Origin of the sequence: Legionella santicrucis (assembly GCF_001468135.1) — a bacterium.
Classification (GTDB): Bacteria; Pseudomonadota; Gammaproteobacteria; order Legionellales; family Legionellaceae; genus Legionella; species Legionella santicrucis.
The window spans coordinates 181,225-187,760 of sequence record NZ_LNYU01000085.1 but is presented as its reverse complement, the minus strand read 5'-3'; the positions used below and the strand labels follow the sequence as shown (position 1 = coordinate 187,760).

The window sequence follows — 6,536 nt, the reverse complement described above, 5'->3', positions numbered from 1 at the left end:
ATATGAAATACATTTAAAATCAGCGAGTTATTTCTTATCCTTTCTTCCTTTATTTATTTTTTCAAAGTTTTTTGTCCCGTACAAAGGTAACTTTTAGCAAACGATAATTTTTTTAATAAAACCTTAAGTTTTCTTTTTTATACTCCAAGCTTCAAATTATTTGAAAGCAATAAAAGGAGGTTAAAGTGTTCGATAGAGTGCATTATGAGCCAAGAAATAAAAGAGCTCAGGTTAATAACGTTCATACGCATCATCATAGTCATCATGGGCGCTATCATCGACATTATTATAATACTTCTGGCTGGGGCTTTGGCTCATTATTAATCGGCTCAATGATTGTTATTCCTATTATCCTTATTGCGTTGATACTTAAATTGACTGTGGGGGCTTTTCATTTTGCAACGGCATCCATGGCCGCTACTGGCTTAGTTGGGGCAAAAATGGGAATAAGCGCTGGAATAGGAGCAGGGGTAAGTACTACTGGAGTAGGAGCTAGTATGGGTAGCGCACTCGCTTTTAGTACTGCTTTGGGAATAGGTGCTCTCTTTGTTTATAGTGCTATCGGAATGCTCTATTTATATTCTAGTGCTAAAGAATGCTATACCAATAATAAAAATGTGTTCTATATGCTTAAATCACAGGTTGTTAATGAAGATGGTTTGAGTTTTACAGGCGCAGTAAAATCCATAGGTGCAATTCTGTGGTCACCCTTTTTACTTCTTGGGGGATTGGCGGGTATGGGCGTTAAAGTTGTCGTTCAGACTTATAATTCTAGATTTTCTCAATTAAAAGAAGATGAGAATATAGAGTTGGAAGAGATAAAAACATCTCATTCTCAAATGAAAGATCTTGGTCTAAAAAACACACAGAATACAAACTTAGGCCAAAATCCAGTGCAAAAAGCCTCATTATTTTATGATCCATCCACAGAGGAGCAGCTTAATGGGTTCAATCCTATACCAACTCATACACAATTTAGATGTAACTAAATAAAGGATTAAGAGGAATTTTAACTTGAATGGCCTACACTATTTAAGTGCCGAATCCTTTCTTTAGTGTATAATGACGATAATTTGTTTGCAGGTTGTCTTATGAATAAAGAGGACTTTTATTTTAATTTACCCCCAGAACTTATTGCTCAATATCCTCTAGCGAATCGGAGCGATTCAAGACTTTTGGTTTATGACCGTAAGATAGGTGAATATAGTCATCATCAGTTTCGAGAAATTGCTGATTTTTTAAAACCTGGTGATTTGCTGGTCATGAATGACTCTAAAGTAATCCCGGCACGATTGTATGGCCATAAAACTACTGGGGGAAAGGTTGAGCTATTGGTTGAACGTATTACAGGAGAATTGACTTTTCTCGCTCATATTAAAGCAAGTAAAGCGTTGAAAGCGGGCTCCATTATTCAATTGGAGCAAAATAAGCATATTGAAGTTCTTGATAGGCAAGATGATTTATTTGTTTGTAAGGCTGATATGGAGGTATTGGAATTACTCAACGGAGTAGGGCATATTCCTCTACCACCATATATTGCACGAAATGATGAAACTTTAGATAAAGATCGTTATCAAACAATTTATGCTAAATATGAAGGCTCAGTTGCAGCGCCTACTGCCGGATTACATTTTGATGCAGCGGTGCTCTCTCATATACGTTCAAGAGGTATTTCGGTAGCGTATGTAACATTACACGTAGGAGCGGGAACATTTAGACCTGTTCGCTGTGATAATATTGCAGATCATAAAATGCATCATGAGCATTTTACCATTAGTGCGGAATTATGTGCTGCTATCCAGGCGACAAAAGTTGCAGGAAACCGGGTGATTGCCGTAGGCACTACCGCTTTGCGCAGCCTTGAAAGTGCTGCACAGAATGGAGTTTTAACTCCATGTAGCAGAGATACAGATATTTTTATTTATCCAGGATATGAGTTTAAAATTTGTGATGGTTTGATGACTAATTTTCATTTACCTGAATCTACTTTACTCATGTTGGTTTCAGCTTTTATAGGCCATACACAAGCAATGAAACTTTATCAGGAGGCGATTGAGAAAAAATATCGATTTTTTAGTTATGGCGACACCAGTTTATTACTGTAAATCAGGAGAATAGAAATGTTTGCCGCCACTCAAAATTTTATACCCATTTTAACTTCGGAAACAGGTTTATGCCTTACTGCGAAAAATTGGCAGGAGGTTAATGTAACTGCAGCCTCTTATTCTTTGGAACGTTTACTGTATAAACCAGGCCAGGATGTTTTAAAGAAAATAACAGATATTGGACATTATTTAGCTTGGCCTGGTTTTATTATATTCAATGGGATGTCACTTGTAGTAAATAAGGAAGGTTTTTTTATACTTAAATCTCCTTATGATGGTTCTAAAATAAAACTTACATTTTTTGATTTGCTTGAGTTAATCCAGCATTTAAATCCTAAAGCGGTTATTTTACCTAAAAATATCATGAACGATTTTCCACAGTTTTGGGAGCATTGGAATCGTTCTATTTTTCCTTTTTTTCATCAGAATGATGTAGGAAAACAAAATATAAGCCAATCCTATGGAGTTTATTTTAATGCCGAGGCTAGTAAATTGGATTGGGAGCAATTAGCTCATTGGTCAAACATACCGCGTTATGTAATAGGAAGTTTTGAACCAGGATTAATTCAAGAGCTGCGTCATAAAGGAGTTGAATTTATTGAGTCCGATGAACCTGCAAAAGCTGCGCTACATGGAAAAGTATACACTCAATCCGGAACTATAGATTTAACGAATTTAAGCACACAAATGCAGTTTGAAACAATAGATGCTGAATGCATTTGTCCTACTTGTAGCCAGCAATTTACTAGAGCTTATTTGCATCATTTATTGCAACATACACCATTATTATGCCAACGATTTTTAATTCAGCATAATGTATTTTATGTGCAGGATACATATCGTAATTGTTGAGACTGTCAGATTATCCTGACGTCTCTCAACGCACTGTAGATGCCAAAAAAACACATTGACAATTAAAAAGCAATTATATACATTGCCCCACTTTAATGAAAGCAGGGATGTGGATCATGCGTGATAATTTCTTTCGTAGTTTTACTGTAACTGGTGCTGCAATCACAGGCATACCGAGTGCTTCGGTGTCAGGGATTGGTAGTGGAGTATCTCAATCTGTATTGGCTGCAAAAAACGCTTCTGCGGTATTCTCCGAAAAAAGTGGTCAGCGTGATTCTATTCTCCGAGCATTGCATGTTTTATTTGAGAATCCTCCTAAGCTGGATCACAGCGCTTTAGAAACTTATATAGAAGAAATAAGAGAAGGAGTGATTGAAACCAATGACTCCGTAGCTTTTATTGTCAGAAATGCTTTATTGGGGTTACTAAGTGGTGTAGGTCACCTAGTGCAAGTGCCTAGCGATATTGCAACGGTTGTGAAAGAAACTGGACGTGGCTTATCACATGTAGAAATTCCCTCCGACAAAATGCAAGATGCAATGAAACAAGCATTCAAATTTGATGCTAAAGGTAAGGGGGGATCGGTTAGCGTTAACAGTGTATCTGGAGTTATTAGTGACCAAGGTGCTCACATTATTGATGAGGTTGCGAAAGCGATTAACATAGACGGTAATTCCCATGCAGAAAGTCATGCGCGTGTTGCCGCTTCTACAGTTGCAGGTGGAAGTGTAGCAACCACTGCAATCCTCCCCACAGCAACAGCATTGTTAACTGATATGATTGGCCAAATTTTTAGAGAAGGTGGTGCGATCAGTCATTTTTCTGGCAATGAATCAGCAAGTAAAGATAATGAAAAAAATGTGTATCATGCTAGTAGTGGTGTATCTAAAGCAACACAAAACGGTGATAGCCGTGCCTCCAAGCAGCAATTGCGCGATCTTGAGGCCGCCTTATCTCATACAGAACCGGCAGCTGATTTAATGTCAGATCAAAGCATTACTAGCCCATTGACCACGGCTCTGCTTCGTTTAATTGTTTTATCTTTTTTTGTTGAGTCTTCACGAGGCGTCAACAAAACTGCCATTGCAATAAGTGATGGACGGCTACAAAAAGCCCTTGCTGAGGCAACAGCTCAAGGCTCCTCTGGTGGAGTGGACCGTATTAACAGTTTGCACTCTAATCTTAGTTTTCTTTCAAATATTATGCGTCTTTGTGCCGAAAATCTTGGGGGATCGCCTGCAATAATGACAGCAGAGCAAAGTAGTGAAGTGATCTCAAGTCGTTCCATGAGTGTATTGTTAAGTCATGTGAGCGAGTTGGCTGATGCATTACGTCAACTCGTTAGCCCACAGCAAGAAAATGAAACAAATCATACCTCAACAATGACAGCCAATAGCTCGGTTGATTTTGCTAATCCAGAGATCCTGGATCGATCTGAAGCCACTATCAAGGGCGTTCTTGATCGAATTGAACACGAGAATCAACAAAATATTATCCCAGGCCTTAATCAAGATATGGCAAGCCAACTAAGTTCCCTTGCACACGGTACTGTTTCTTCTCTGGTAGCAACACATAGTATATTTAGTAATCCTGTTACGCTGGCTACCAAAGCATCTAAAGAAGCAGCAGCTAAAATAAATGAGGCACAAAAAAATGAAGCTTTGATGGAAACGCTTCCTGGAATGACGCAAATGCTTAATGTGATTCAAGCATCGACGCGAAATTTTATCGCAGAAATTGAAAAAGAAGCGAAGTCGGGGAAATCAAAAAAGCAGGGTTCTTTGTTATCAACGCATCAATCATTTGCCAGCAATACTGCTACTGTATATTGGGCAGCGAGTACTATCGCTTTATTATGTGATGAAATGTTAAGTATTTGCCGTTCACTGACCTTAATTGATCAAAATCGCCTGCAAGCCATATCACAAAAAGCCAGTCAGGTACCCAGCAAAGAGGAGTCTGCTCAATCTACAGACCAGATCGGGTGGGATAGTCATCTAGGCCAAGACTACAGTGCTACTCATGCAATAACTGCACTACGCTTAACTTTATCGCATACGGGTATTGCTCTGATGAGAATTGCACTGGATTTACATCATGCTTTGAAAGATAACATGGATACGGTACAACGAGGCCTTGTGATGCATAGTTTACAGCAAAGTCTCTTGACCTCCAGTGCTTATGCCGCACTTTATCTTGCAGAAGGCTCATTATTAGCAACTGGCGCTGTTTCTGCATCTCCCGCGAGCTTAAATGGTTCGGTGAACTGGACACATAAAAAAGTTCATACTACTGATGCTCATTTACATCCCGCACAAACACATGAGAGTGAAAATTGCAGTAAAGGAAGCAGTGACTCGTCCCAATCCATAGGGTTTAGCACGGATCTTGTTGCTGGAACAGTCACCAACATACTTAAAGTGTTAGCCCAGGGAGGTTTAATTGGTCTTGATACTATCTTAAGGCTTATTAAGATACTGGAAATTATCAGTTTGCATCGAGACTCGCATATTGCGCTACAATTGGAAACCAATGATTCTTCCAATCCTAATGGGGTATTAATAAATACATTAAACCAACCTGGGGTTGCTTCTAGTGCAGGAACAAGTGCCATCTTAATGAACATTCTTGAAGCCTTTAAGACGCTTGATCAATTTAGTGATACTCAATCTACTTTAAATGCCCAAAACAGACTGCAAGATGTGATTGATCAACAGATTTCTGGACTTGAAGTACTGAAGGATGATGAAGAGCAAACCGATCATAAAAAAGGCTTAAAAGAATTTTATAAAATCATTATTCGATTATTGGCACCCAATGTGCAGGCAACAGATCTTGATAGTTTGATTAAACGACTCGATTTTGGCGGTATTTCTCTATCAAGCTACCATTCAAAATTTGGTGCTTACAGTGATGTACCTGTACCTGATTTAAGGTTTGTAGCTCAATTTGCAAATGAAGATGATGCACAGGGCATACTGCGTAAATTTATAGATAAGTCTAAAGATGATTGGTCTTTACTGAAAGCATTACATAATGCATTACCGCAAGATCAAAGAAGTGGAAAAGCTCAGATATTGTATGAACATGTTTTTGAAGAGCTATTTCAATATTATAAACAAATTAAAATGAGTGATGTCGCACGGCATAGTTCTACTAAAAGAAAATTTCCTACACGACAGGAGTTCCAAGTCGATATAGGTTTGGTACAGCCCCAGGTAGAAGAGATTCATCAACCAAGTAGCCTAAGTATGTAAAAGATGCGTAGACTAGGGAGTGCTTATCCTCATTCCCTACGTTCTATGCGACTTGTTTGTGAAAAATGGTTATAAAATTAAGACATTGACTTAAGAGACATTCTCCTCAATCGACGTCCCGCGGCTTATCCGCGAGATCCCTTGATGGTGAGGGATTTCTGGGTCCCTAATAAGTCGCGGGACGTAGGGATAAGGATAGATTCTTTAAGTTAATGTCAGTTCGATATAAGAAAGCGACTCATTACCCGGGCGCGTTCGGGCTGAGGAGCGTTTATGCCGTCTTCGAATCTTCGGTATGCTTGTGTTGAGGCTTCGAGACGAT

At 38.8% G+C, this 6,536-nt stretch carries 4 protein-coding genes; all 4 read left to right on the top strand.

Annotated elements, in window-relative coordinates; translation table 11 throughout:
• Window positions 1–185: 185 nt before the first annotated feature.
• The gene (locus Lsan_RS16230) at window positions 186–989 is read left to right on the top strand and encodes a hypothetical protein (protein WP_058515169.1); all 804 of its coding nucleotides are present in this window, start codon (window positions 186–188) and stop codon (window positions 987–989) included.
• A gap of 102 nt (window positions 990–1,091) precedes the next feature.
• Entirely contained in the window at window positions 1,092–2,105 is a 1,014-nt protein-coding gene (gene queA / locus Lsan_RS16225) for a tRNA preQ1(34) S-adenosylmethionine ribosyltransferase-isomerase QueA (RefSeq protein ID WP_058515168.1), read from the top strand.
• 15 nt (window positions 2,106–2,120) lie between these two features.
• Window positions 2,121–2,957: a tRNA-guanine transglycosylase gene (locus tag Lsan_RS16220; protein ID WP_058515167.1), complete on the top strand. Its 837-nt coding sequence runs from the start codon at window positions 2,121–2,123 to the stop codon at window positions 2,955–2,957.
• A gap of 116 nt (window positions 2,958–3,073) precedes the next feature.
• Window positions 3,074–6,214: a hypothetical protein gene (locus Lsan_RS23155; protein WP_237762171.1), complete on the top strand. Its 3,141-nt coding sequence runs from the start codon at window positions 3,074–3,076 to the stop codon at window positions 6,212–6,214.
• Window positions 6,215–6,536: the final 322 nt, after the last annotated feature.

What these genes read in the sequence shown, in the direction of transcription:
- queA (WP_058515168.1), top strand. Translation starts at nt 1,092, where the DNA reads ATGAATAAAGAGGACTTTTATTTTAATTTACCCCCAGAACTTATTGCT.
- Lsan_RS16220 (WP_058515167.1), top strand. Translation starts at nt 2,121, where the DNA reads ATGTTTGCCGCCACTCAAAATTTTATACCCATTTTAACTTCGGAAACA.
- Lsan_RS23155 (WP_237762171.1), top strand. Translation starts at nt 3,074, where the DNA reads ATGCGTGATAATTTCTTTCGTAGTTTTACTGTAACTGGTGCTGCAATC.